The sequence below is a fragment of the Herbiconiux oxytropis genome, assembly GCF_024979315.1.
Lineage (GTDB): Bacteria > Actinomycetota > Actinomycetes > Actinomycetales > Microbacteriaceae > Herbiconiux > Herbiconiux oxytropis.
Map to the genome: position 1 here is coordinate 185,842 of NZ_JANLCK010000003.1, position 24,179 is coordinate 210,020.

Annotated in this window: 21 protein-coding genes; 11 read left to right on the plus strand and 10 right to left on the minus strand. The window is 70.1% G+C overall.

The features are described from left to right. Window positions 1–127: 127 nt before the first annotated feature. The 3 genes from N1028_RS06735 to rfbB are packed head-to-tail and all read right to left on the minus strand — an operon-like array spanning window position 128 to window position 3,135. On the minus strand, window positions 128–1,267 hold the full coding sequence (locus N1028_RS06735; protein WP_259526112.1) for a glycosyltransferase family 4 protein: 1,140 nt from the start codon (window positions 1,265–1,267) through the stop codon (window positions 128–130). Next, the gene (gene rfbD / locus N1028_RS06740; RefSeq protein WP_259526113.1) at window positions 1,267–2,118 is read right to left on the minus strand and encodes a dTDP-4-dehydrorhamnose reductase; all 852 of its coding nucleotides are present in this window, start codon (window positions 2,116–2,118) and stop codon (window positions 1,267–1,269) included. Before rfbD ends, N1028_RS06735 begins: the two co-directional genes overlap by 1 nt. Window positions 2,119–2,148: 30 nt before the next feature. Continuing rightward, on the minus strand, window positions 2,149–3,135 hold the full coding sequence (gene rfbB / locus N1028_RS06745; protein WP_259526114.1) for a dTDP-glucose 4,6-dehydratase: 987 nt from the start codon (window positions 3,133–3,135) through the stop codon (window positions 2,149–2,151). Between the two features lie 64 nt (window positions 3,136–3,199). Here rfbB and N1028_RS06750 point away from each other — a divergent pair, with 64 nt between their 5' ends. Genes N1028_RS06750 through N1028_RS06775 form a run of 6 tightly spaced genes read left to right on the plus strand, consistent with a single transcriptional unit; the run spans window position 3,200 to window position 9,085 of the window. Continuing rightward, entirely contained in the window at window positions 3,200–3,676 is a 477-nt protein-coding gene (locus N1028_RS06750; RefSeq protein ID WP_259526115.1) for a GtrA family protein, read from the plus strand. Further along, window positions 3,676–4,512 (plus strand): glycosyltransferase family 2 protein, encoded by an 837-nt coding sequence (locus N1028_RS06755; protein ID WP_259526116.1) that lies wholly within the window; start codon window positions 3,676–3,678, stop codon window positions 4,510–4,512. The genes N1028_RS06750 and N1028_RS06755 overlap by 1 nt, the downstream gene beginning before the upstream one ends. Before the next feature lie 2 nt (window positions 4,513–4,514). Then, a complete protein-coding gene (locus N1028_RS06760) occupies window positions 4,515–6,302 on the plus strand; it encodes a hypothetical protein (RefSeq protein ID WP_259526117.1) in 1,788 nt (595 codons plus the stop codon). After that, a complete protein-coding gene (locus tag N1028_RS06765; protein ID WP_259526118.1) occupies window positions 6,299–7,372 on the plus strand; it encodes a glycosyltransferase in 1,074 nt (357 codons plus the stop codon). The genes N1028_RS06760 and N1028_RS06765 overlap by 4 nt, the downstream gene beginning before the upstream one ends. Then, complete coding sequence (gene rffA, locus N1028_RS06770) at window positions 7,362–8,528, plus strand: dTDP-4-amino-4,6-dideoxygalactose transaminase (RefSeq protein ID WP_259526119.1); 1,167 nt, start codon at window positions 7,362–7,364, stop codon at window positions 8,526–8,528. The genes N1028_RS06765 and rffA overlap by 11 nt, the downstream gene beginning before the upstream one ends. A gap of 8 nt (window positions 8,529–8,536) precedes the next feature. After that, the gene (locus N1028_RS06775; RefSeq protein WP_259526120.1) at window positions 8,537–9,085 is read left to right on the plus strand and encodes a dTDP-4-dehydrorhamnose 3,5-epimerase family protein; all 549 of its coding nucleotides are present in this window, start codon (window positions 8,537–8,539) and stop codon (window positions 9,083–9,085) included. On the opposite strand, the gene N1028_RS06780 is transcribed toward N1028_RS06775, so the two are convergent. Beyond that, window positions 9,038–10,108 carry an acyltransferase family protein gene (locus tag N1028_RS06780; RefSeq protein ID WP_259526121.1) on the minus strand — a complete coding sequence of 357 codons (1,071 nt, stop codon included), beginning with the start codon at window positions 10,106–10,108 and terminating at the stop codon, window positions 9,038–9,040. The two genes, N1028_RS06775 and N1028_RS06780, sit on opposite strands and share 48 nt — an antisense overlap. A 29-nt stretch (window positions 10,109–10,137) precedes the next feature. Here N1028_RS06780 and N1028_RS06785 point away from each other — a divergent pair, with 29 nt between their 5' ends. Further along, window positions 10,138–11,271: an acyltransferase family protein gene (locus tag N1028_RS06785; RefSeq protein ID WP_259526122.1), complete on the plus strand. Its 1,134-nt coding sequence runs from the start codon at window positions 10,138–10,140 to the stop codon at window positions 11,269–11,271. Here N1028_RS06785 and N1028_RS06790 read toward each other — a convergent pair. From N1028_RS06790 to N1028_RS06800, 3 genes are read right to left on the minus strand one after another with little or no spacing between them, the layout of a single operon-like run. Continuing rightward, a complete protein-coding gene (locus tag N1028_RS06790) occupies window positions 11,228–12,304 on the minus strand; it encodes a glycosyltransferase family 2 protein (protein ID WP_259526123.1) in 1,077 nt (358 codons plus the stop codon). The genes N1028_RS06785 and N1028_RS06790 overlap by 44 nt on opposite strands. A gap of 4 nt (window positions 12,305–12,308) precedes the next feature. After that, window positions 12,309–14,210, minus strand: coding sequence for a glycosyltransferase family 2 protein (locus tag N1028_RS06795; RefSeq protein ID WP_259526124.1), 1,902 nt, complete (start codon window positions 14,208–14,210; stop codon window positions 12,309–12,311). Continuing rightward, on the minus strand, window positions 14,207–15,142 hold the full coding sequence (locus N1028_RS06800) for a glycosyltransferase family protein (protein ID WP_259526125.1): 936 nt from the start codon (window positions 15,140–15,142) through the stop codon (window positions 14,207–14,209). The genes N1028_RS06795 and N1028_RS06800 overlap by 4 nt, the downstream gene beginning before the upstream one ends. A gap of 127 nt (window positions 15,143–15,269) precedes the next feature. Here N1028_RS06800 and N1028_RS06805 point away from each other — a divergent pair, with 127 nt between their 5' ends. The 4 genes from N1028_RS06805 (at window position 15,270) to N1028_RS06820 (ending at window position 21,073) form a co-directional block, all read left to right on the plus strand. Then, window positions 15,270–15,896 carry a dTDP-4-dehydrorhamnose 3,5-epimerase family protein gene (locus tag N1028_RS06805; RefSeq protein WP_259526126.1) on the plus strand — a complete coding sequence of 209 codons (627 nt, stop codon included), beginning with the start codon at window positions 15,270–15,272 and terminating at the stop codon, window positions 15,894–15,896. Window position 15,897: 1 nt separating this feature from the next. Further along, window positions 15,898–16,770, plus strand: a complete 873-nt coding sequence (gene rfbA / locus N1028_RS06810; RefSeq protein WP_259526128.1) for a glucose-1-phosphate thymidylyltransferase RfbA — start codon at window positions 15,898–15,900, stop codon at window positions 16,768–16,770. A gap of 76 nt (window positions 16,771–16,846) precedes the next feature. Then, window positions 16,847–19,261: a cell wall-binding repeat-containing protein gene (locus N1028_RS06815; RefSeq protein WP_259526131.1), complete on the plus strand. Its 2,415-nt coding sequence runs from the start codon at window positions 16,847–16,849 to the stop codon at window positions 19,259–19,261. Window positions 19,262–19,420: 159 nt separating this feature from the next. Next, window positions 19,421–21,073 carry a cell wall-binding repeat-containing protein gene (locus N1028_RS06820; protein ID WP_259526132.1) on the plus strand — a complete coding sequence of 551 codons (1,653 nt, stop codon included), beginning with the start codon at window positions 19,421–19,423 and terminating at the stop codon, window positions 21,071–21,073. Here N1028_RS06820 and N1028_RS06825 read toward each other — a convergent pair. The 3 genes from N1028_RS06825 to N1028_RS06835 are packed head-to-tail and all read right to left on the minus strand — an operon-like array spanning window position 21,054 to window position 24,118. Further along, the gene (locus N1028_RS06825; protein ID WP_259526133.1) at window positions 21,054–21,848 is read right to left on the minus strand and encodes a glycosyltransferase family 2 protein; all 795 of its coding nucleotides are present in this window, start codon (window positions 21,846–21,848) and stop codon (window positions 21,054–21,056) included. The genes N1028_RS06820 and N1028_RS06825 overlap by 20 nt on opposite strands. A 4-nt stretch (window positions 21,849–21,852) precedes the next feature. Beyond that, a complete protein-coding gene (locus tag N1028_RS06830) occupies window positions 21,853–22,800 on the minus strand; it encodes an NAD-dependent epimerase/dehydratase family protein (protein ID WP_259526136.1) in 948 nt (315 codons plus the stop codon). Window position 22,801: 1 nt separating this feature from the next. Further along, window positions 22,802–24,118, minus strand: coding sequence for a glycosyltransferase family protein (locus N1028_RS06835; protein WP_259526137.1), 1,317 nt, complete (start codon window positions 24,116–24,118; stop codon window positions 22,802–22,804). Window positions 24,119–24,179 lie beyond the last annotated feature (61 nt).

Here is a 24,179-nt window from a genome sequence, read left to right on the forward strand (position 1 = left end):
GCGGGTCTGAAAGCCGCAGGCCTTTGTTTCTCAGCCCAAGGCGGTACCGGTGCCTGGGTGCGCCGCGCAGCGACGCAGCCAGACACCGGCACCGCATGTCGCCCGCGCCGCAGAGGCGGCGGCGCGGCTACAGATCAGCGTGAAGCTGCCACACCTTATCGGCACTATCGCGCCACGAGAACGCCCGCGCGCGGTCGAGTCCCGAGATCGACAGCCGCCGTCGAAGGGAGGCGTCAGACGTGACGGCTTCGATGGCTGAAGCGAGCTGCCCCGCATACGCATCCGGAGTCGTCCGGTCGACGACGAACGTCGAGCCCGCGGCGACCTCGAGGAGGGCAGGGACGTCGGCGTGGATGACGGGGGTGCCGAAGTTGAAGGCCTCGATGAGCGGGAGGCCGAAGCCCTCGGCGAGGGAGGGGTAGACGAAGACGGTGGCGCGCTCGAGGGCCAGCGCGAGGTCGCTGTCGCTCACGAAGCCCAGGACCTTGATGCGCGACGCATCGACTCCGGCAGCGGCGGCCACCGTGGCCACGTCGACGTCACCCCAGCCCTCAGGCCCGGCGATCACGAGCGGGAGGTCACCGGTGCCGGGCAGCGAGAGCGCCTTGATGAGGGCGGCGAGTCCCTTCCGCGGCTCGAGGGTGCCCACGGCGAGGATGTACTTCTCCGGCAGCCCGAGCGCCTCGATGCGGGCCTCCGGATCGGCCGGCAGTTGCAGCTCGTCGCTGACGGCCCCGCCGATCACGCGGATCCGGTCGCCGAACTCGAAGTAGTGCGAGAGCTGCTCGGCCACGGCGTGCGTGGGCACCACGATGGCGTCGGCGTGCTTGGACGCACGCTTCGCCATGGCCTTGTGCCAGGTGACCCCGCGGGGCGTGAGGGTCTGCGGATGCGTCCACGGCACCACGTCGTGGATCGTCACGGCCGTCTGCGTGCCGAGCTCGGCCCGCCGGTCGTGCTTGCGCATGGGCGCGAGCAGGCTCGTGGCATGCACCATGCCGCCGCCCGATCCGCCGATGATGCCGTGTTGCCAGGCGGCGGACAGCTCACGCCGCGGCAGGGTCGCGCGGTGCAGCCCTGCGAGCCCGGGCAGCTTGGCCGACAGCTCGTCGGCCTTCTCCTGCGGCACCGCCGAGATGACACCCTCGACGTCGCAGTTGCGCGGCGCCGTGGCGATCAGCTGGCGTGTGAGTTCGAGAGTGTAGCGACCGATTCCGCCTGGTACGGGGGCGACCAGCTGGTCGATGATCACCCGCAGCGTGGCCATCAGTCTCCAAATACTCCCGAGGAAGCCGCCTCATGGAGGGCGGCACGCCAGTCGCGCATGGGATCCAGGCCTGCTCGGGACCACGCGTCGTGTCCGAGCACGGAGTACGCGGGACGCGGGGCAGGACGGACGAACTGCGAACTGTCTGTCGGCTCGACCTTAGCAGGGTCGAGTCCGGCTTCCTGAAAGGTTGCCTGGGCGAGATCGAACCAGGATCCCTGGCCCGAATTCGTGCCGTGGTAGACCCCGGCCGGCGCGTCCGAGTCGGCCAGCAGCACGAGCTGGCGGGCCAGGTCGGCCGTCCAGGTGGGCTGCCCGACCTGGTCGGCGACCACCGTGACGGAGTCGCGCTCGCGGCCGAGGCGCAGCATCGTGGCGGGGAAGTTGTTGCCGTGCCGGCCGTACAGCCAGGCCGTGCGCACCACGTAGCCCCGTGCAGGGTTCAGGCGCAGCACGGCCTCCTCGCCGAAGGCCTTCGTGCGGCCGTAGGCGTTGAGCGGATCGCGCGGCTCGTCTTCGGGGTAGGGCGTCGTGGCCGAGCCCTGGAAGACGTAGTCGGTCGAGATCTGGAGGAGGGCCGCACCGGTGGCCGCCGTCGCCGCCGCGAGCGTGGCGGGGCCGACCCCGTTCACGAGCTGGGCGGTCTCCTCGTCGGTCTCCGCCGCATCCACCGCGGTGTAGGCGGCGCAGTTGAAGACCACGTCGATGCCCGAGACGGCGGCGGCCACGGCCTCGGCGTCGGTGATGTCGAGCTCGGCGCGGGTGAGCGCCACGACGTCGCGGCCCGTGAGGGCCTCCTGCAGGTCACGGCCGAGCATGCCGGCGGCGCCGGTGATGAGATAGCGCGTCATAGGGCTGTGTCTCCTGTAGGTGGGCCGGCTTCAGACCAGGGCGGCGCGGGCCTTGAGGGGCTCCCACCACTGCCGGTTGTCGCGGTACCACTGCACCACGTCGGCGAGACCCTGCTCGAACGGCACGAGGGGCTCGTAGCCGAGCTCGGCCTTGATCTTCGAGATGTCCACCGAGTAGCGGAGGTCGTGGCCGAGACGGTCGGCCACGCGGTCGACGTAGTCCCAGTCCTTGCCGGTGGCGTCCAGCAGCAGCTGGGTGAGCTCCTTGTTGGTGAGCTCGGTGCCGCCGCCGATGTTGTAGATCTCGCCGGCGCGGCCCTTCGTGAGCACGAGGGCGATGCCGCGGGTGTGGTCGTCGACGTGGAGCCAGTCGCGGATGTTGTTGCCCTCGCCGTAGAGGGGGACGTGCTTGTCGTCGATGAGGTTGGTGACGAACAGCGGGATGACCTTCTCGGGGAAGTGATAGGGCCCGTAGTTGTTCGAGCAGCGCGTGATCGACACGTTCATGCCGTGCGTGCGGTGGTAGGAGCGCGCGAGCAGATCGCTGCCGGCCTTCGATGCCGAGTAGGGCGAGTTCGGCTCGAGCGGGCGGTCCTCGGCCCACGAGCCCTCGGCGATGGAGCCGTAGACCTCGTCGGTGGAGACGTGCACGAAGCGCGGCAGGTTGTTGCGGAGCGCTGCGTCGAGCAGCTGCTGCGTGCCGAGCACATTCGACTCCACGAAGATCGACGCGTCGCGCACGGAGCGGTCGACGTGCGACTCTGCAGCGAAGTGCACCACGGCGTCGAGGCCGGGGAACAGGTCGTCGAGCAGTTGGCCGTTGCGGATGTCGCCGTGCACGAAAGTGAGACGCGGGCTGTCCTTGACGGGCAGCAGGTTGTCGAGGTTGCCCGAGTAGGTCAGGGCGTCGAGAACGACCACCTCTGCTCCCTCGAGGCCCGGATAGGCGTCTTCGAGCGTGCGGCGGACGAAGTTGGAGCCGATGAAACCGGCTCCGCCGGTGACAAGAATCTTCATGGTGGGGGAGTTCTCCTCGAGTGTGGTCGCACCCGATTGTAGCCGCAGCCCCTAGAGTGACCACGTGACACAGGCCGGCGAGGAGGACAGCGACTCCCGGCCCGGCCTTCTGCTGAGGCTCGTGAAGGACCAGCGGGTCGCGTTCCTGCTGGTGGGCGGCTTCAACACGGCCTTCGGTTTCGTGCTCTTCGTGGCCTTCGATCTCACGGTCGGGCGGTGGCTCGACACCACGGTCAACGAGACGATCGGATCGCTCGGCACCCTCTTCTGCGCCCACGTCATCGGCGTGCTGATCGCGTTCGTGCTCTACCGCCGCTTCGTGTTCGTGGTGCACGGCCACGTGCTCCGCGACCTCGCCCGGTTCTGGAGCGTCTATCTCGTCTCGATCAGCATCAACGCCGTCGTGCTGCCCGTGCTCGTGAACATCGGCTGGAACCGGATCCTCGCCCAGCTGTCGATCCTCGTGGTCACGGTGGCCATCAGCTACTTCGGGCACAAGCGGTTCTCCTTCCGCCGCACCGAGAAGGAGGAGCAGTCCTGATGCCCAAGCTCTCCGTCGTGATCCCCGCGTTCCAGAACGCCGCCTACATCGAGGCCACCATGCGATCCGTTCTGAGCCAGGACCACGACGACTTCGAGCTCGTGGTCGCCGACCACTCGTCGACGGATGCGACGCCGCAGCTGCTCGAGAAGTACGCGGCCGACCCGCGGGTGCGGCTGCTCACCACCCCCACCGGCGGCGGTGCCGAGGCGAACTGGCGCCGTGTCTCGGAGGCGGCAACGGGGGAGTACCTCAAGCTCCTCCCCGGTGACGACGTGCTCTACCCCGGCGCCCTCCGCGCGCACTCCGAGGCGCTCGACGCGCATCCGGGGGTCGTGCTCGTGTCGAGCCCGCGTGACATCGTGGATGCGAGGGGCCGCGTCACCATCCGCGACCGCGGCCTGCAGGGCGTGGCCCGCCGGGTGCAGCCGGGCGTCGAAGCCGTGCGCACGACGGTGCGGAAGGGCACGAACGTGTTCGGCGAGCCCGGCTGCGTCACGATGCGCCGCGCCGTGCTCGAGGAGGCCGGTGGGTGGGACGCCCGCTTCCCCTACCTGATCGACCAGACCGGCTACACGAAGGTCCTGCTCCGCGGCGACTACCTCCCGGTCGACCGCACGCTCGCCGCCTTCCGGGTGAATGACACCCAGTGGAGCGTGGCGCTGATGGACGACCAGGCCGCCCAGGCACGGGCCTACCACCGCTGGTGCCACGAGGAGGCGCCCGAGACGATCACCGAGGCCGACGTGCGGCTCGGCGATCGGCGTGCGTCGGTGATGGCGCTCGCCCGCCGCGCCTACTACGCGCTCAACAGCCGCGGCATGAAGGCCGAGTGACCATGAGCATCCTCCAGGCCCGCTGGCTGCCCTACGCCGTCGCCGCCCTCGTGGCGCTCGCCGCCACCTGGTACGGCCTCGACCTCTGGAACCTCGACTGGCGGGTGCCGCTCTACTACTCCGGCGACGCCCTCGCGGTGGCCTCGCACTTCAAGACCGTGATCGAGACGGGCTGGTTCACCCACCAGTCCGCGCTCGGAGCCCCCTACGGCCAGTTCTACGGCGACTACCCGCAGGCCGACAATCTGCACTTCATCGCGGCGAACCTGCTGCGGGTGTTCACGGGCGACTTCGGCGTGCTCATGAACGTCTACTTCGTGATCGGCTTTCCGCTCGCCGCCGTCACCGCGCTGTGGTTCCTCCGGCTCGTGGGGGTCGGCCGGGTGCTCGGAGTGGCGCTCGCCGTGGCCTTCGCCATCGCGCCGTATCACTTCATCAAGGGCGAGGGCCACCTCTTCCTCGCCACCTACTTCGTGGTGCCGCTGGCCCTCGGCGTCATCTACAAGGTGGCGGTGGGTCAGCCGCTCTGGTCGCGTCGCATCCCGAGCGGCCGCAACCTCGCCACGGTCGGCACGCTCGTGCTGCTCGGCACGGCGTCGAGCTACTACTCGGTCTTCGTGGCGCTCGTGCTCGCGATCGTGGGCGTCGCCAAGCTGTGGCAGACGAAGGCCTGGCGCGCGTTCTTCGGAGCGGCGGCGGCCGGGCTCGTGATCGCCGGCACCATGGCGGTCAACCTGCTGCCGAGCATCCTGTTCCGGCTGGCCAACGGCGTGAACGAGGCCGTGCTCGTGCGGAGCCCGCCCGAGGCCGAGCTCTACTCGTTCAAGCTCTCGTCGCTGCTGCTTCCCGTGCCCGGGCACCGCTTCGGGCCGTTCGCCACGCTCCGCCAGCTCTACGACGAGTCGTACCCGCTGCCCTCGGAGGCACCCGCGCTCGGGCTGATCGCGGCGGCCGGATTCGTGGCGCTCGTGGTCGTGGCGGTGTACTTCCTGCTCACCGCGGGGCGCACCGGATGGCGTGCTCCCGAGTCGCAGACGAACCGGCTCGCGGTGCTGTCCGGGCTCGCGCTCGTGACCTTCCTCTTCGGCACGGTGGGCGGGCTCTCGACGCTGCTGTCGTTCGTGAACTTCCCCATCCGCTCGTGGAACCGCATCGCCATCCTGCTCGCGCTGCTCGCCCTCGCCGCCGTGGGACTGCTGCTCGGGCGCGTGCTCGAACGGCTCTCCGAGCGGTGGGCGGTGCGCCGCCCCGCACCCCGGAGGCTCGCCGCAGGGCTCACGGGAGCGGTCGCGGTGCTCCTCGTGGCGCTCGCGGTCTGGGACCAGATCCCGCCCGTCGACCCCGCGGCGCGGGCGGCGACCGTGGCCACGTTCGACTCGGATCGCGACTTCGTCGAGCGCATCGAGGCCACCTCGGAGCCCGGCTGCCTGATCTACCAGCTGCCCTACATCGCATTCCCCGAGTCGCCTCCGGTGAACGGCGTCACCGACGCCGACCAGCTGCGCATGTTCCTGCACTCGGATGCGCTCCGCTGGTCGGCGGGCGGCATCAAGGGGCGGGCGCCGGTCGATGACGTGGGCGCGCTCGCCTCGCTCCCCGTGCCCGCCATGCTGACCGCCTTCCGCGACCTAGGCGTGTGCGGCGTCGTGCTCGACCGGGCGGCCTTCGCCGACGGCGGGTCGACCCTGCTCGCACAGCTCGTGGCGATCACGGGCATCGACGCCACCGCGGGCCGCGACGCGTTCTCGTCCGACGACGAGCGCTTCGTCTACGTTCGGCTGCCCGCGTGATAACTTCTCATCCCGTGGGCTCCAGCGATCCGGTCGATTCCACGGTGTACTCGATCAGCGTGGTCGTGCCCGTGTACCAGGGCGAGCGCACCCTCGAGTCCGTGGTGGCCGAGCTCGTGCCCTACACGCGCGGCGCCGTCACGCCCGAGGGCATGGCGTACCGCATCTCCGAGGTCATCCTCGTGCACGACAACGGGCCCGACCACTCCGACACCGTGATGCGGCGGCTGGAGGCGGAGCATCCGTTCGTGAGCATCATCTGGCTGAGCCGCAACTTCGGCCAGCACGCGGCCACGATCGCCGGGATGGCCGCCTCGCGCGGGCGCTGGATCCTGACGATGGACGAGGACGGCCAGCACGATCCCGCCTCGATCGGGGAGTTCCTCGACACGGCCACCCGCGAGCGCGCCGGTGTGGTCTACGCGCGCTTCACCAACGAGCGCCCCCACGGCTTCCTGCGCAACGCCGCGTCGAAGGGCTCGAAGCGCATGATGCGCACGGCCTTCAATCTCCCGGATGCCAGCCAGTTCCAGAGCTACCGGCTCGTGCGCGGCGACGTGGGGCGGAAGCTCGCCTCGTTCGCCGCCACGGGGGTGTACCTCGATGTCGCGCTGTCGTGGGTGACCAACCGGGTGGCGACCGCGCCCACCGTGCTGCGCTCCGCCGACGGCCGGGTGTCGGGTTACTCGCTGACGGCGCTCTTCGCCTACTTCTGGCGCATGGTGCTCACGAGCGGCACGTCCGGGCTCCGCGCGGTGAGTGTGCTCGGCGGCGTGATCGCGCTGTTGGGGCTCGCCGTGGTCGTCTACGTGGTGGTGAATCCCACCGTGGGGTCCGATCCCGAGGCCGCCGGCTGGGCGTCGCTGATCGTGACGCTGCTGCTCTGCTCGGGCGCCATCCTGGTGTCGCTCGGCGTGATTGCGGAGTACATCGGGGTGTCGCTCAACGTGGCCATGGGGCGCCCACTGTATCTCGTCGTCGACGATCCGGAGACGATCATGCCGGACGACGACACGCACGACGACGACGCACACGACGAGCGGACGGACTCTCAGCCTGGTGAACGATGACATCCTCTTCAGCCGCCCGTTCCGGGCGCCCGGGGAGCTCGGCAACCTCGACGCCGTCCTGAGCTCGGACCACGCCCACGGCGACGGGGCGTTCACCGCCTCCGCCTCCGCGCGTCTGCGAGAGCTCACCGGTTCGCCGGCGCTGCTCACCACGTCGTGCACCCACGCTCTCGAGCTCGCGGCGCTGCTGCTGGAGATCGGGCCGGGCGACGAGGTCGTGCTGCCCTCCTTCACGTTCTCGTCGGCCGCGATCGCCGTCGTGGCACGCGGTGCCGTCCCGGTCTTCGCCGACCTCGACGAGACGACGGGCAACATCGATCCCGAGAGCCTCGCGGCCGCCATCACGTCGCGCACGCGCGCGGTGACGGTGATGCACTACGGCGGAGTGCCGGTGGATCTCGCGGCGGTGGAGGCGGTCACGCGACCGGCGGGCATCCCGATCGTGGAGGACAACGCGCACGGTCTCGGCGGCCTGACCCTCGACGGCCGCCGGCTCGGCACGGTGGGGGCCTTCGGCACCCAGAGCTTCCACGACACCAAGAACGTGCACTGCGGCGAGGGCGGTGCGCTGCTCGTGAACGAGGGCCGCTATCTCGAGCGTGCCGAGATCCTGCGCGAGAAGGGCACCAACCGGGCCAGGTTCCTGCGCGGCGAGATCGACAAGTACACCTGGCAGGATGCCGGTTCGAGCTACCTGCCGAGCGAGCTCAACGCGGCCGTGCTGGATGCGCAGCTCGCGGCGTTCGACGAGATCCAGGCGAATCGCCTGCGGGTGTGGGCGGGGTACGCGGCCGGTCTCGCACCGTGGGCCGCCGAGAACGGTGTGCGCCTGATGTCGGACGACCGGGCGCTGCGGCACACCTCGCACCTGTTCTGGCTGCAGCTGCCCACCGAAGCCGCCCGTGATGGGCTCCTCGCGCACCTGCGCACCCTCGGCATCCGTGCCGCCTTCCACTACGTGCCCCTGCACTCGAGCCCCGCGGGCCGCCGGCTGGGCCGCACCGCGGGCACCGGGGCGGATGCGGCCGTGCTCGAGCGCACCGACCGCTTCGCCTCGCACCTCGTGCGCCTGCCGCTCTGGGCGGGCCTCACCGACGCCCAGGTGGAGCGCGTGGTCGCCGGAGTGCGCTCCTATACACTTGACCCGACGAAATAGGGGTTGCAATGCCAGTTCTGGAAACGGCCATCCAGGGCCTGTACCTGGTGCAGTGGCCGAAGTTCTACGACGATCGTGGATTCTTCAAGCACTCGTACCAGCTGCATGAGCTCGAAGAGGCGGTGGGCCGCCCTGTGCAGCTGCGCCAGGGCAACCACTCCCGTTCGAAGGCCGGCGTGCTCCGCGGCTTCCACGCGGAGCCGTGGGACAAGCTGATCTACGTGGTGCACGGCCACGCCACGTGCGTGGTCGCCGATGTGCGACCCGAGAGCCCCACCTTCGGCGAGCACGTCTCGTTCGAACTCGGCGACGAGCCGGGTGTGCACGACCGCATCTTCGTGACGCAGGGTCTGGCCAACGCGTTCTACACCCACGACGAGGTCGACTACCTCAACGACGTCTCGCGCGAGTTCGATCCCTCCGACCGCAACGGCTTCGCCTGGAACGACCCCACCCTCGGGGTGGAGTGGGCGACGGACGCGCCGCTGCTGTCGGAGACCGACTCGTCGCTACCCACCCTGCAGCAGCGGTTCCCGCACCACCCGCGCTTCGCCTGAGGCCCGGCTCCGCCGCGCGAGCCGCAGCGCGTGCTTCTCGACGAGGTGCCACGATGCCACCGCGCAGACGAGTGTCAGCGCGGTGACGAGCATGAGGTTGAGCACCGCGTTGAGCGGGCCGATGACCTGCACGACCACCTGCTGCACCGGGAACGCGTAGAGGTAGAGCCCGTAGGAGAAGTCTCCGAAGCGGCCGGTGCGCCGCAGGATCGGGGTGCTCGCCAGCCCGAACGACAGCACGATGTAGGGCACCAGCACCCAGGAGATGAGAGTCGAGAATCGCTCGTCGAGGATCGGGACGAGGAGCCACACCAGCGTGAGCACGGCCGCGGCGTCGAGCCGGAAGAAGGCGCGGCGACGGATCAGCGCGAGGATGCCGCCGACGGCGAAGAAGCCCCACATGCGGGCTGCGTCGTTGACGAGGGTGCCCCAGATCACCAGGCGCTCGGGTGAGTCGACGAGGATCAGCCAGCCCACCATCGACAGCAGCGCGAACGCGACGAGGGCGTAGCCGACCGCGCGACGGGGGAGGAACCCGATGACGAAGACCACGAGGTAGCAGAAGAACTCCACCGGGAGTGTCCACAGCGACCCGTTCACGATCGCCGGGTAGGGCAGACCCCCGAAGACCCCGGGCAGCCTGTAGACGGGGTGCAGCGCCGCGTTCTTGAAGTACTCCCACGAACCGGGGTTTGCGAAGTACTCCGTCACGCTGAGGCCCGTGAAGACCGGCCCGAGCGCGAGCACCGACAGCGCCACCACCACGATGAGAGCCGGGAAGATCCGGGCCGTGCGGTGCGCCAGGTACCGGCCGGGGGAGTTCCGGCCGAGTCGGCTCTTCGTGATGAGGTAGCCGCTTATGGCGAAGAAGACGGCGACGCCGAGGATGTGGATCCGAATTCCCCCGATGACCGGGATGATCTCGGGGGTCCCCCGCAGATAGAACGCGTGCCCCGCGATGACCGCGAGAGCCGCCGCGATGCGGAGGAAATCGAAGTTGTTGTCCCGGATCGACGCACTCATCGGGGATCAGACTATGGCAAAGTAGGCGGGTGTCCACCGACCCCACCGAAGCGCGCGCTCGCTCGGGGTCTCCGGCCCGCTCGTTCGGCAACAACTTCACGTTCGTCACGATCGCCGCGGCGGTGCTCGTGGCGGTGCGGCACTCCGGGATCGTGCTCGGCGTCGACGCCGAGACGGCGTGGCTCGGCACATGGCCCGCGCTCGGCATCTTCATCCTGCTCGCGGTGAGCGGCTACCTCCTCGTCCCGTCCTGGCAGCGCGATCCGCGGCTCGTGCCCTACATCGGGGCCCGCATGATCCGGATCTTCCCGGCCCTCGCCGCGGTGGTGTTCCTCACCGTCTTCGTGCTCGGACCTCTGCTGACGACGTTCCTGCCGAGCGAGTACTTCGGCTCCCCGCAGACCTGGCGCTACCTCCTCACGCTGCTGCTGAACCCCCAGTACTCGCTGCCGGGGGTGTTCGCCGACAACCCCGTGCCGTTCGTCATCAACGGCTCGCTCTGGTCGGTGCCCGCCCAGTTCGTCGTGTACCTGCTCGTGCCGCTCGTCGCCCTCATCCGGATGCGAGCCCTGCGGGGGGCCACCTGGATCGCGATCGGTGCGGTGAGCGCGTGGGCCTCGGTGAACCCGGCCATGGCCGACACCATCATCTGGGGCAATCGCGCCTCCGAGTTCCTCATCGTGTGGCCGTGCTTCTGCGTCGGAGCCGCCATCCGCGAACTCGTCGGCAAGCCCAAGGTGCGCTGGGCGGCGGTGGCCCTCGTGGTGACCGTGGCCGGCTACCTCTTCGTGCCGCAGACCATCCAGCTGCTCAACTGGATCCTCGTGCCCCTCGTCGTGGTGACCGTGGGCGCCGCCAGGGCCCCGCTGCTGCCCTCCGCCGGGCGCTTCGGCAACCCCACCTTCGGCATCTTCCTCACGGGCTTCCCGGTGCAGCAGACGCTCATCGCGCTCTTCGGCACGGAGCACGCCTGGGTGAGCCTCGGCGCCACGGTCGTCATCGCCGTGGGTCTCGGCTACGCCTCGGCCTGGACCATCGAGCGCGACAGCCGCGTGTGGTTCAACGACCGCATCAAGGCGGCGTTCCGGGCCCGTGGGGGAGTGCCCGACACGGCGGTGATCACGCCGGAGGCTGCTCGCCCTCGGGAGCGCTCAGGCGGCTGATCTCGGAGTTGGCGTGCTCGATGTAGCTGCGCGCCATCAGCAGCTCGTCCTCGAGCTGACGGATGTAGGCCTGCGCCGTCGTGAGATCTGCCACGAGGGTCTCGATCGTGCCGGCGAGCTCGCCGTTGCTGCTGCGCACCTCCTCGAGCACGTCGTCGTGCGCGAAGATGCGGTGCTCGAGCACGGGCACCTCGAGCCCGAGCGTGGCGAGCCGGCCGTCGAGCAGGCGGGCGCCTCGGCGCACGGAGTCCCACCAGACAGCGGGGTCACGGGAGATCGCATCCTGCAGTGCACGCTGCACGGGCATGCCCTCGGCCTGCTCGGGCAGGTCGACGACGAGCTCGGCGGGCCACCACTCGTCGTGCCGCCGGGAGAGCTCGTCGAGGAGGTCGACGGATCGGGTGTCGGAGGAGCGCCACACGGCGCGGAAGTGGATGGTCGTCGCCTGCGGCACGACAGCGGGCTCGTGATCGCTCACGGCGAGGATGCGCTTCCAGAGCTCCCAGTCGCCCGCGGACTCCACGTCCTCCGGCCACCAGCCCGCCGCCTCCAGGGCGGAGCGGGTGAAGGCGACGCAGACGGCCGGGACCTCGTTGAAGTCGGAGCGGAATTCGGCCAGCCGGACCGGGTCGACGAGGTCGACCGGCAGCGGGGCGAGGGCGCCGGAGGGAGAGAGCCACTGCGGTCGCGTGACCGCGAAGTCGGCCCCGGTGGCGTCGAACGCCGCGCCGAGCAGCTCGAGGTGGTCGGGCGCCCACAGGTCGTCGTGGGCCATGTAGGCGATGTGCTCGCCCTGCGACTCGCGCAGGGCGACGTTGCGGTTGGTGTAGCCGAAGCCCGGCCCCTTGGGCAGGTCGAACCAGCGCACTCGAGCATCGGTGAGACCGGTCACGTAGGCGGCTGTGTCGTCGGTGCACCCGTCGCCCACGATCAGCAGCTCGAAGTCGGCCTCGGTCTGGGCGAGGACGGATTCGACGGCGGCCTCGAGTGTGGGCCGGCCGTTGTAGGTGGGCAGGAGGATGCTCCAGCGCATGATGTCAGCTCCTTCGGCGGAGAACGGAGGTCAGGGTCCAGGACCTCGAGGTCTCGAGGTCGTGAATGACCCGGTCGAGCTCCCCGGAGGTCGCGCCGAGGTAGGTGCTCGCCTTGATGCTGCGGCCCCGCCGGAGCAACCGGGCGGGCAGACGCAGCACGCCGGCCGCACGCCACGACGTGGAGTCCAGGATCTCGGTGACGCGCTGGAGCTTGAGCATCCGGTCGCGTTCCTGCTGCAGCTGACCCGTGTCCTGCTCGTGCTGCATCAGCCGCAGATCGCGCTCGAGGTCGCGCTGCTGCTGACTGCGGCGGTCGCTCAGCCACTCGCGCACGTCTTTGGCCACGCCGTAGGGGAGCAGCATCGTGGTCTCATCGAGCTTGCGCAGGATGGCGGCGTGGTTCTTGTCCCAAGCCTCCTGGGAGTGGTCGGTGCGTGAGGACTGCCCCGTCTTCCACCAGTGGTAGATCGAGGTCACCAGCGGACTCGAGGCGACACCGGTGATGGCGGCCACCCGCATGAGATAGTCCCAATCCTCGGTGGTCTCGAGCGTCTCGTCGAACCGGATCTTGAGGTCGTGGAACGGCCCGCGGGGGAAGGCGACGCTCACGGGCGGGGTGGAGTTGTAGCTCAGGTGCTCGAGGAAGTCGAAGGTGCCCGGGAACATCCGCTCGGGCGGGCCCTCGGTGCGGACGCCGGGGCGGCCGAGCACCGAGACCGACACGATGTCCTGCCGCACGGCCACGGCGCGTGCGATGGCGCCGGGGCGGTCGCGGGCGAGGGATGCGAAGGTCGACACCCAGTTGGCGAAGGGCACGTCGTCGTCGTCGAGGATGGCGATGTACTTGCCGGTCGACGCCGCGAAGCCGAGGTTGAGCGGGATGACCCGGTTCCCGTGGTCGACCTTGAGCAGTCGCACGCGATCGCGCAGCCACGCCGGGTTGTCCTCGATGGCCCGCTCGACGTCCTTCAGCTCCGTCTGGCCGAGGCGGTGGCCCACGACGACGACCTCGAAGTCGGTGTCGTCCTGCCCCGCGAGGGAGAGGAACGCCTCGCGCATCGAGGCGATGCGGGTGCCCTGCGTGCGCATGACGACGCTGAGGAAGGGCCGCTCGGGCTCGGTGGTGGCGACGGTCAGGGTTCCGGGGTTCGGCTCGGAGGCCGTGCACATCCAGACGAACTGGTTGACGGTGTCGTCGGGGCCGGACTGGCGGCGCAGCTGGCGCAGGAAGGCGTTCAGCTCGGTGCCCCTGGCGAGCGCGGGGTGCTGCTCGGGGAAGCCCTGGTCGCTGTACTCCCGGAGCACGTCGGCGGCGTCGAAGGTGCGAAGACCCGAGACCGTGAGGGTCTTCAGCAGGTTGCTGCGGGAGAAGAAGGTGAAGTGCGAGTCGTCGAGCAGGCCCTCGTGGGTGTAGTCCCAGAGACCGAAGGCGAGCTTGAAGCCGACGTTCCAGTGCGTGACGTTCGGCACGCTCAGGACGAGTTCGCACTGGTGCTCCACCATGAGCGAGCGCACACTCGCGAGCACGCCGGTCGGGTTCGCCGACTGGCTGAGGTTGTCGATCATCGAGATGGAGTGCACGCGGCGGTCGCCCACGAGTGCGTGCAGCAGCTCCGTGTCGGCCTCGCGACCGTGCAGCTGGCCCACGTGGGCCTCGAGTCCTCGCGAGCGGAGAGCGGCGGCGCTCTCCTCCGAACCGACGAGGGCGACATAGTGCAGGCCGAGCTCCCCCTGGATCGAGTCGGCCATCACCGCACCGGCGTCGCCGATGTCGAGGTGCACGGCCTCGGCCGGCGCCTCTGCGCGGTCGGCCTTTCCGGTGGTGGGGCGGCTGTGCGCCTTGAGCAGCCCGTAGGCGTGGCCGAAGACGTCGTCGTGGAACAGCTCGGGAGTCGTATCGCTCACAGCGGGAACCTGTGCTTCGTGTAGAGACCGTCCTCGAAGACGGCGATGCGGTGCTCGGGGTCGAGGGGCGCGGCGAGTCTGCCCTCGTCGCGGGCGGAGGTGAAGGTGGCGGCGGCCTTCTCGAGCGTGTCGTCGCCCGAGCCCTGGAAGACCGAGAGGATGTGGTCGACCACGTCGTCGCGCGACCACTTGGCGGCCAGGAAGAGGGCGGCCTCGGCCGAGTAGTAGATCTCGGCGGAGGAGGGCTGCCAGGCCCCGTCGTCGGAGAGTTTCTTGTCGTGGAAGACCACCGCGCTCGGCTGGAAGATCACCCGGTAGCCCGAGAGACGCACCTTCCAGGAGAAGTCGACGTCGTCGCAGTAGAGGAAGAACGACTCGTCGTCGAAGCCGTCGAGCTCCTCGAAGAGCTCGCGCGGGATGAGCGCGCACGCGGTGGTGGCCCAGCCCGTCTCGCCGGTGATGCGGTCGTAGTCCTTGGGGTGCTCCACCGGCAGCTGCTTGGCCTCCACCATGCCCACGGGGGAGTGGCGGAAGGCGTCGAGCAGCTCGTGCAGGGTGCGCGGGGAATGGATGACGTCGGGGTTCTGGATGAGCAGGTAGTCGGCGTCCGAGCCCTCGGCGAGCAGGTTGTGTCCGCGGGCCGACCCCGAGTTCTCGCCGAACCAGCGGTACTCGATGCGCACGGAGTCGGGGTCGCGGGCCTGCAGCGCTGCCAGCTGGTCGTCGCTGAAGGTGCGGAGGGGGGAGGCGTCGCCGATGCGCCACACCACCGAGCCGACGACCTCGTCGGAGATGGCGAGGTCGGCCGATCGGGCGAGCGAGTCGAAGGCCCGCTCGATGGCGTGAGGCTCATTGTTGTACAGCACCGACTGCACTTGCACGCGTGCGCCGCGCGAGGGGCTGAAGTCGCGGGTCGGGGTGGTGGGAGTCACGTGGGTCTTTCTCCGTCGTGCCATCGGTGGGATATCGACAGCTGTCTGAAAACATCTCAGCGTATCGCAGGACACCACCGGAGGTTGGGACCCACGTACTCAATCACCCGCCAGGTAGACTCGCAGGGTGCAATTCCGCGAACTGAGCATCCCAGACAGCTACGAGATCACGCCGAAGCAGTTCGGCGACGACCGGGGCGTGTTCCTCGAGTGGTACCGCTTCGACAAGCTCGAGGCCGAGATCGGGCACTCGATCGACCTCGCTCAGGCGAACACGAGCGTGTCCAAGCGCGGTGTCGTGCGCGGCATCCACTTCGCCGACATCCCGCCCTCGCAGGCCAAATACGTCACGGCCACCCACGGCGCCGTGCTCGACTTCGTGATCGACATCCGCGTGGGCTCGCCCACCTTCGGGCAGTGGGACTCGGTGCTGCTCGACGACAAGGACCGCAAGGGCATCTACCTCGCCGAGGGTCTCGGCCACGCCTTCGTGGCGCTCACCGACGACGCCACGGTCTCCTACCTCGTCACGAGCACCTTCGCCGCCGAGCGCGAGCACGGCATCAACCCCCTCGACGAGGAGGTCGCCCTGGTGTTCCCCGAGGAGGCGGGCGAGCTGCTGCTCTCACCGAAGGACACCGACGCGCCGAGCCTCTCCGAGGCCGCCGCATCGGGCCTCCTCCCCACCTGGGACGAAGCGCGCGCGTTCTACGCGTCGCTCACCCAGAAGGCACAGAACGAGAAGGGTCGCTGACATGCGCGGAATCATCCTGGCCGGCGGTTCCGGCACGCGGCTGTGGCCGATCACGAAGGGCATCTCGAAGCAGCTGATGCCCATCTACGACAAGCCCATGGTCTACTACCCCCTCTCGACGCTCATGATGGCGGGCATCAACGAGATCCTCATCATCACCACCCCCGAGTACAACGAGCAGTTCAAGGCGCTGCTGGGCGACGGCAGCGAGCTCGGCATCCGCCTCGAGTACGCGGTGCAGCCCTCGCCCGACGGCCTCGCCCAGGCGTTCATCATCGGTGAGGAGTTCATCGGCGACGAGTCGGTGGCCCTCGTGCTCGGCGACAACATCTTCCACGGCGTGGGACTCGGCTCCTCGCTCCGCGCCAACGGCGAGATCGAGGGCGCGCGGATCTTCGCCTACCACGTGGCCGAGCCGCGCGCCTACGGCGTGGTCGAGTTCGACGACGACTTCAAGGCGCTCTCGATCGAGGAGAAGCCGGCCGAGCCGAAGTCGAACTACGCCGTTCCCGGCCTCTACTTCTACGACAACGACGTGGTGGAGATCGCGAAGTCGATCGAGCCCTCCGCGCGCGGCGAGCTCGAGATCTCCACGGTCAACGAGCGCTACCTCGAGCGAGGCGACCTGCAGGTGCAGGTGCTCGACCGGGGCACCGCCTGGCTCGACACGGGAACCTTCGAGTCGATGATGCAGGCCTCGGAGTACGTGCGCGTGATCGAAGACAGGCAGGGCTTCAAGATCGGCTGCATCGAGGAGATCGCCTGGCGCGCAGGCTGGATCGACACGGCACAGCTCGCCAAGCTCGCCGCTCCGCTCGTGAAGAGCGGCTACGGTTCCTACCTCGAGACGCTGATCGCCGACTCCGAGTCCTGATCGGAGGCGCTCCGGCGTCTTCGACGCGCTGGACCGGCTGCGCCGAGCCCGGCTCGGGTGGCCGTACCGTGGTGAGGTGCGCAACAGGATCTCGACCCTCGCGGTGACCATGCTCGTGATCGCCGGCGTGCTCGGCACCGCCGGAGCCGTGTCGGCCGAGACGATCGAGCCGCCCGTTCCGGCCGAGACTCCCACGACAGCCGAGCCCACCCCCGAGCAGATCGACCCGGAGGTCGAGCCCGAGGTGGTGGCTCCGGACCCTGCCGACCCCGCCACCACCGAGCTGCCGCGCTTCACCGCGCCGGCTCCGGCCGACTTCGCGGCCAGGGCCGCCGAGCTGCCCGCCGACCTCGGCGCGGCCGTGGCACGCGACCTCGACAGCACGCCCGAGGAGTACCTGGCCCGCACCGATGCCGCCCTGCAGGCAGGCGTCGTGGTCGAGGCGCTCTCGGCCCGGGTCGACGTGCTGGGATCGCGCCTGGACGGCACGCAGCTCGTCGTGAACGTCGCCGACGAGGAGGCGGCGGCCCTCGTCGAGAGCACCGGAGCCACGGCCGAGGTCGGCGCCCCCGCCGTGCCCGACTACTCCGGCGTGCGGCTCGAGGCGATGGCCGACCTGCTCGGCGGGCAGGCCTTCCAGTTCCTCGCCGCCGGTGCCACCCACGTCTGCTCGACGGGCTTCGTGGGTCGCTACGGACCGTATCCGCAGGTGCAGTTCATCACCTCGGGCCACTGCATCGAGCCCGACCGCCAGACCGGCACCTACTACTACGAGTCGAAACAGGCCCGAGCGGGGTCGGCCCCCTCGCGCGGTTCGATCATCGGCGCGCCCATCGAGTCGCTCTTCCGCTTCGGGGCCGGCGCCGACGTGGGCGTCGTCGGCGTCTCCGACGAGTGGACCCCCACGAAGAAGGTCGGCACCTGGGGTGGATCCCAGGGCGCTCTCACCGACGGCAACCCGATCACACTCACCGACATGGCCACCGGCGTCGTGGGCTCGCCCGTCTGCAAGTCGGGCCGCACGACCGGCTGGACCTGCGGCACCATCCTCGTCATGAACGAGTCCTACCCCGTCTACAACCGCTCGGGCACACCGCAGTACGTCAACCTGAGCCTCACCGACGTCTGCATGCTCCCGGGCGACAGCGGATCGTCGGCGCTCATCGGCTCGGCGGCCTTCGGGCTCGGCACGGCGGGCACCTTCACCGACTCGTGCAGCAACCAGCCGGATGCCATCACCGCGTTCTTCCCGATGGTCACGTCCAACGGCTCCAAGAGCGTCTCGAACACGGTTCCCGACTGGGAGCTCTCGGTGGCCGTCACCATGCCCACCGTCGTGCGGCCCTCGTTCGTGGGCGACGCCATCCGCGGCACCCTCCCGGGCGCCGGCCCTCGGCACCGCGTGCTCGTGACGATCGACGGCAACGGCTACTACGTCACGCCCAACGCCTCAGGCGCCTGGTCGCTGCCCATCCCGGCCGCCCTGCAGAGCGGAAGGCACACCTTCACCGTGGCGGGCCGCTGGGGCTCGTTCTCATCGTCGTCGGTCATCTCGGACAGCTACCAGCTGCGCGCCCGCCCGGCCGTGGAGCGCGTCGACGGAGCCAACCGCTACACCGTGGCCCTCACCATCTCCCAGCGTGCCTATCCGGCCGGCAGCACCGCGCCGACGGTCTACCTCGCCACGGGTGACAACTACCCGGATGCCCTCAGCGCGGTGCCCGCCGCGGTCAAGGGCAACGCGCCCCTGCTGCTGACCCCCACCGCGCGCCTGCTGCCCGACGTGGCGGCCGAGATCCGGCGCCTGAAGCCGGCGAAGATCGTGGTCGTGGGAGGCCCGGCCTCGATCTCCGAGGCGGTCATCGCCGAGCTCCGCCCCCTCGCCGCGACCGTCGACCGGCTGTCGGGCTCCGACCGCTACGAGGCCTCCCGTGCGGTCGCCCGATACGCGTTCGGCACCTCCGCGCGCAGCTACGTGGCGACGGGCACCAACTTCCCCGATGCCCTCTCGGCGGGCTCGGCCGCGGGCTCGTCCGGTGTGCCGATCACCCTCGTCTACGGCCCCACCGCGACCGCCGACGCCGCCTCGATCTCGCACTTCCGCACCCTGAAGACCTCGCGGATCACCATCGCTGGAGGCCCCAACTCCGTCTCGACGGGTGTCGGCACGGCGCTCCGCGACAAGGTCCCGGCGGCCGTCGACCGCCTCTCCGGCACCGATCGCTTCACAGCCTCCCTCGCGATCAACCGGGCGGCCTATTCCGCGAGCTCGGTGGTCTACCTAGCGACGGGCTTCAACTACCCGGACGCGCTGGCCGGAGGCGTGCTCGCCGCCAAGGGCAAGGCGCCGCTCTACATGGTGCCCACCGACTGCGTGCCTCGCGGTGTGATCGACGACATCTCGACGCTCAAGGCCACCAAGGTGGTGCTGCTCGGCGGCCAGAACTCGCTGAACGCCTCCGTGGGCTCGCTCTCGGCCTGCAGCTTCTGACAACCCACCTCGGTGGTTCCCCCGTAGTGCCCCGACGGAACTCGACATGTACCTGTGACACCCCTCCGTGTAGCCTGAGCGTGCTGGTCGCTTCTGTCTATCCGTCGGGGAGATGTCATGAGTCGCAGTACACGAGTTGGGCCGTTCGGGGTGTATGCGGTGGTCATCGCCGTAGCGGCCCTCGTCATGCCCATCGGGTCGGTGGCCGCAGGGCCCGCTCCCGCGGCCTTCGCCGCGGCCGAGGAGGACAGGGTCCTCGCGCTGGTCAACGCGCACCGGGTGAACGCGAGCCTGCCGCAGCTCTCCCGCGACGCCACGATCGAGGCGGCCGCCGAGGAATGGGCGGCCTGGATGGGCACGCTCGAGAACCCGCTCACGCACAGCACGCGTGAGTGGCGCGCCTCGCGCATGCCGCCGGGCTGGAACGCCAACGGGGAGAACATCGCCTACGGCTACCGCACGGCCGATGAGGTGATGGAGGGGTGGATGAACTCGCCCGGCCACCGCGCCAACATCCTCTCCGGCTCCTTCACCCGAATCGGCATCGGCTACGTGAGCACGGCCAAGGGGGCGATGTGGGTGCAGATCTTCGGCGGCTACCCGGGCGACACGCCGCCGCAGCCCCCACCGCTGCCGCTCGGACCGACCCCCACGCCGAGCATCGGCGGGCTCGCCGAGGTGGGCGGCACGCTCACGGTGTCGACCGGCACCTGGGGCCCGGGCGAGGTCTCGCTCGCCTACCAGTGGAACGTCTCCAACCAGCCGGTTCCTGGGGCGACCGGCACGACCTTCCTGCCCGACCAGACGACGGTCGGCAAGCAGGTGTCGGTGACCGTCACAGGATCCCGGCCCGGCCACGTCACCACGTCGACGACGAGCGGCCTGACCCCGCGGGTGACGACTCCGTTCGCGGTGGCCAGGGTGAGCGGGCCCGATCGCTACTCGGTGTCGGTCGCGATCGCGCAGCAGGGGTTCCCCGACCGCGCCTCCGTCGTCTATGTCGCCACGGGCGCCAACTATCCCGACGCGCTCTCGGCGGGCCCGGCGGCGGCGGTGCAGAATGCGCCCCTGCTGCTCACCCGCTCGGATTCCATCCCGCCCGCCGTCGACGCGGAGATCCAGTCCCTCGCCCCGCAGCGCATCGTGATCGTGGGCGGCACAGCCTCGATCTCGAAGGCTGTGGAGGACCGTCTGCGGCAGCTCGCTCCCGAGGTCGTGCGGCTCTCCGGGCCCGACCGGTTCGCCGCCTCCCGCGCGATCGTGGACTACGCGTTCAAGGCGCCGGGCGTCACTCGTGCCTATGTCGCCACCGGGCTCAACTTCCCGGACGCCCTCGCCGCCGGCGGTGCGGGCGGTTTCACGAAGAGCCCCGTGCTGCTCGTGAACGGCGCGGCGGGCGGCACGGATGCGCCGACGAACGCGACCCTCACGAGCCTGCGGGTGCAGCGGATCACGATCGCGGGCGGACCGAACTCGGTCTCGGGCGGGGTTCAGACCTCGTTGCAGATGGTCGCGCCGGTCGAACGGGTCTCGGGCGGCAACCGCTACGAGGCAGCGGCGAACATCAACCTCGCCGCCTACACCTCCGCCACGAAGGCCTACTTGGCCACGGGGACGACGTTCCCCGACGCCCTCTCGGGCTCGGCGCTGTCCGGCCGAGAGGGCGCTCCGCTGTTCGTGGTGCCGACCGACTGCGTGCCGCGTCAGGTCATCGGAGCGCTCCGCACCCTCGGGGTGAGCGACGTCGTGCTGATCGGCGGACCGAACTCCATGAACGCCTCGGTGCAGAACCTCACGGCGTGCGGCTGGTGACCTGCAGGTAGCGGTAGAACTCGCGCTTGAGGTCGCCGAGCGACCAGTGCTGGTTGGTCTCGTGCAGCACGAACTCGATCTCGACCGGGAGCTTCGCGAGCGTGTAGCCGCGCGAGCGGGCGAAGTGGGTGAACCACAGGTCGTCGAGCATCCAGTAGCGCTGGGGGAGCGCGGTGAAGAACTCGTCGTCGAGGAAGAGGTCGGAGCTGCAGATCGACCCGCCGGGCCCCAGGTGGTCGACCGGGCCGCCCACCACGGCGGGCTGCCGGTCGAAGTAGTCGTCGGAGGCCACGGTGAACGCCCACCAGCCGTGCACCATGCGGGGCTCGTGCACGGCGAGGGCGGTGGAGACGAAGGTGGGCTCGATCTCCTCGTCGTCGTCGATCACGATGATCGGCTGGGCCCTGACCTTCGCGAGCATCCTGGCCCAGTAGAACCGAGCGATGGAGCCGAGGTTGTAGGGCGTCTTGACGATGCGCACGGACTGCACGGCCCCCGAGGGTCGCCACTCCCGAAGCTTCTCGAGGTAGAACCCGTGGTCGGCCTTGTTGTTGTTCCAGAGGTGCACGGCGATGGGTGGTGCATCCGTCTGCCCGTCGAGCAGGTCGAGCATGGGCACGAGCCGTTCGGGGCGGTTCCAGAGGCACATCAGCACGGCGACCTCGGTGCCGTCGGCCGGGCGGTGCACGAAGTCGGTGGAGCGGAAGCGCCCGGCGATGAGGCGCCGGCGGATCACGGATTTCGCGGCCCGTTCTAGTGGAGCGGGGAGGGGCATCCGATCATTCTACCGAGGCTTCGCGGAGCCACCTGAGGGTCTCGTCGAGGCCCTCGGCGAGGGGCACGGGGCGGAGCCCTGGAAAGAGCTCGGCGAGCCTCGCGCCCTCGGCCTGGGAGTGCAGCACGTCGCCCGTGCGCGCTCGGGTGTGCCGGCGCTCGAGCGGCCGGCCGAGCGCGGCTTCGATCAGGGTGATGAGCTCGACGAGGCTCGTGCGCTCCCCGAAGCCGAGATCGACCGGCGCATCGGAGGCGACACCGCGGCGCACGGCGTCGGCGATGACCTCGCAGACCGAGGCCACGTAGGTGAAGTCGCGCGACTGCTCGCCGGTGCCGTGCACCTCGAGCGGGCGGCCCGCGAGGGCTGCGTCGAGGAACGCGGGCACCACCGCGGGGTAGGCGGTGCCCGGCTGCTGATGAGGTCCGAAGACGTTGAAGAAGCGCAGCGCGAGCACGGGCAGGCCGTAGGCGCGCTGCCAGGTGAGCGCGTAGCTCTCGGCGGCGAGCTTGCCGGCGGCATAGGGGCTCTCGGTGCGCGGGAGCATGTCCTCCCGCTTGGGCAGGGCGTCGGAGCTGCCGTAGACCGAGGAGGACGACGCCATCACGACGTGCCGTGCGCCGGCGTGGCGCGCGGCCTCGAGCACGGCGACGGTGCCGGTGACGTTGACCTCGTGCACGTGCAGGGGATTCTCCATCGACTCCTGCACCGAGGCCACGGCGGCGAGGTGCACGACGGCGTCGGCGCCCTCGGTGGCTCGCCTCAGCGCGTCGGCGTCGAGCACCGAGCCCCGGATGACGCGCACCGGCAGGCCCGCCAGTCGCGACGGATGCGAGGCCGAGAAGTCGTCGAGCACCACGAGCTCGGGGCGTTCGACCCCCGCCGGAGCCTCACTGAACGCGCGGCAGAGATTGGCGCCGATGAAGCCGGCACCCCCGGTGATGACGACACGCACGCTAGCCGCTCCAGCGCGACAGAGCGCTCCGCACTCTGCCCGGAAGGGCGAGCGCGGTGCTCGCGCCGCCCCGCATCGAGCGCTCCACCCGCGCGATCTTGCGGCGACGCTGCGCCTCGAGCTCCTGCCACGCGTCGAAGAGGGTGGAGTTCAGGCGTTCGATGCGGCCCTCCGCCGCCTCGACGGCGCGCTCCAGGTCGTCGATCCTGCGGTCGCGGCGCTCGATCTCGGCCAGCCGGATGTCGGAGATCGTGGAGGTGTAGATCTGACCGGCACGTTCCGTGGCGAGCGCGGCGAACAGGTACGACGGCTCCGCGCGATCCTCTGCCCGCCCGATCGCGGCGCGGATGAGCGGCTCGGTCTCGGCGGCTCGCACCTCGAAGGTGTGGCGCTCGCGCACGACGGCCGAGAGCTCGTCGGTGCGCGCGGTGAAGGCGTCGAGGTCGCGGCCGAATCGCTCGACCACCTCGGCGAGGTCCTCGGCGCCGGAGTAGGTCGGCACCGCATCGAGACCGAGCTCGTCGAGACCGGCGCGGGTGTTCGTGACCGGGAGGGCGCCCGCCGAGATCGACTCGAACAGCCGGCTGTTCTGGTTGCCGTAGACGGCGGCCTGCTCGATGACGTCGTCGAGGACCACGAGGCTGCGGCGGTAGACATCGGGCAGCCCGAAGTAGCTGATCCGCCCGGCGTGCGCCACGTGGCTCACGGCCGCGCCGTCGCCCTGCTCGCCGAACAGCGTGACATCCACCCGTGCACCGAGGTCCCCGAGCACGGAATGGATGCGACGGGGCCGCCCCCAGTGGTTCACCGAGCTCACCACGGTGAGACCTCGGCGCCCCTCGGCGGGGGAGAAGAGCTCGGCGTCGGCCGCGATCGGCACCACGTCGACGGCGCGTCCGTAGGCCTCGGCGAGCACTTCGGCCGACGCGGAGGAGGAGGACCAGACGGCGTCGAACTCGCGGAGGAAGGGCTGCTCCAGCCAGGTCTCGGTCCAGTTGCGCACCCAGGCGATGCGTGCGGCGTGCGGCGGCACGAGGCCCGGCACGAACGACTCCAGCATCGAGACGACCGCGTCGACGCCCTCGAGGCGCTCTCCCCACTGGGACATCGGCCAGAGCCGCACGCCCCAGCCGCGGCGCGCGAGGTACTTGGCGAGGCCGAGTGCCACGAAGAGGTCGCCTCGGCCCGCGTCGAGGTCGTCGGTCGAGACCGCGAACGCGATGCGTCCGGCGTCGCCGTCGGCGTGCAGTCCGGCCACGATCTCGTCGTAGTGCTCGCGCTGCCGGTCATCGATCACGGGGGGCCGTTCGTACTCCACGGTCACAGGCTCCTTCCGGCCGGCGTCGGCGACCCGGGTCGGTCGGCGTCGCGGAGATCCA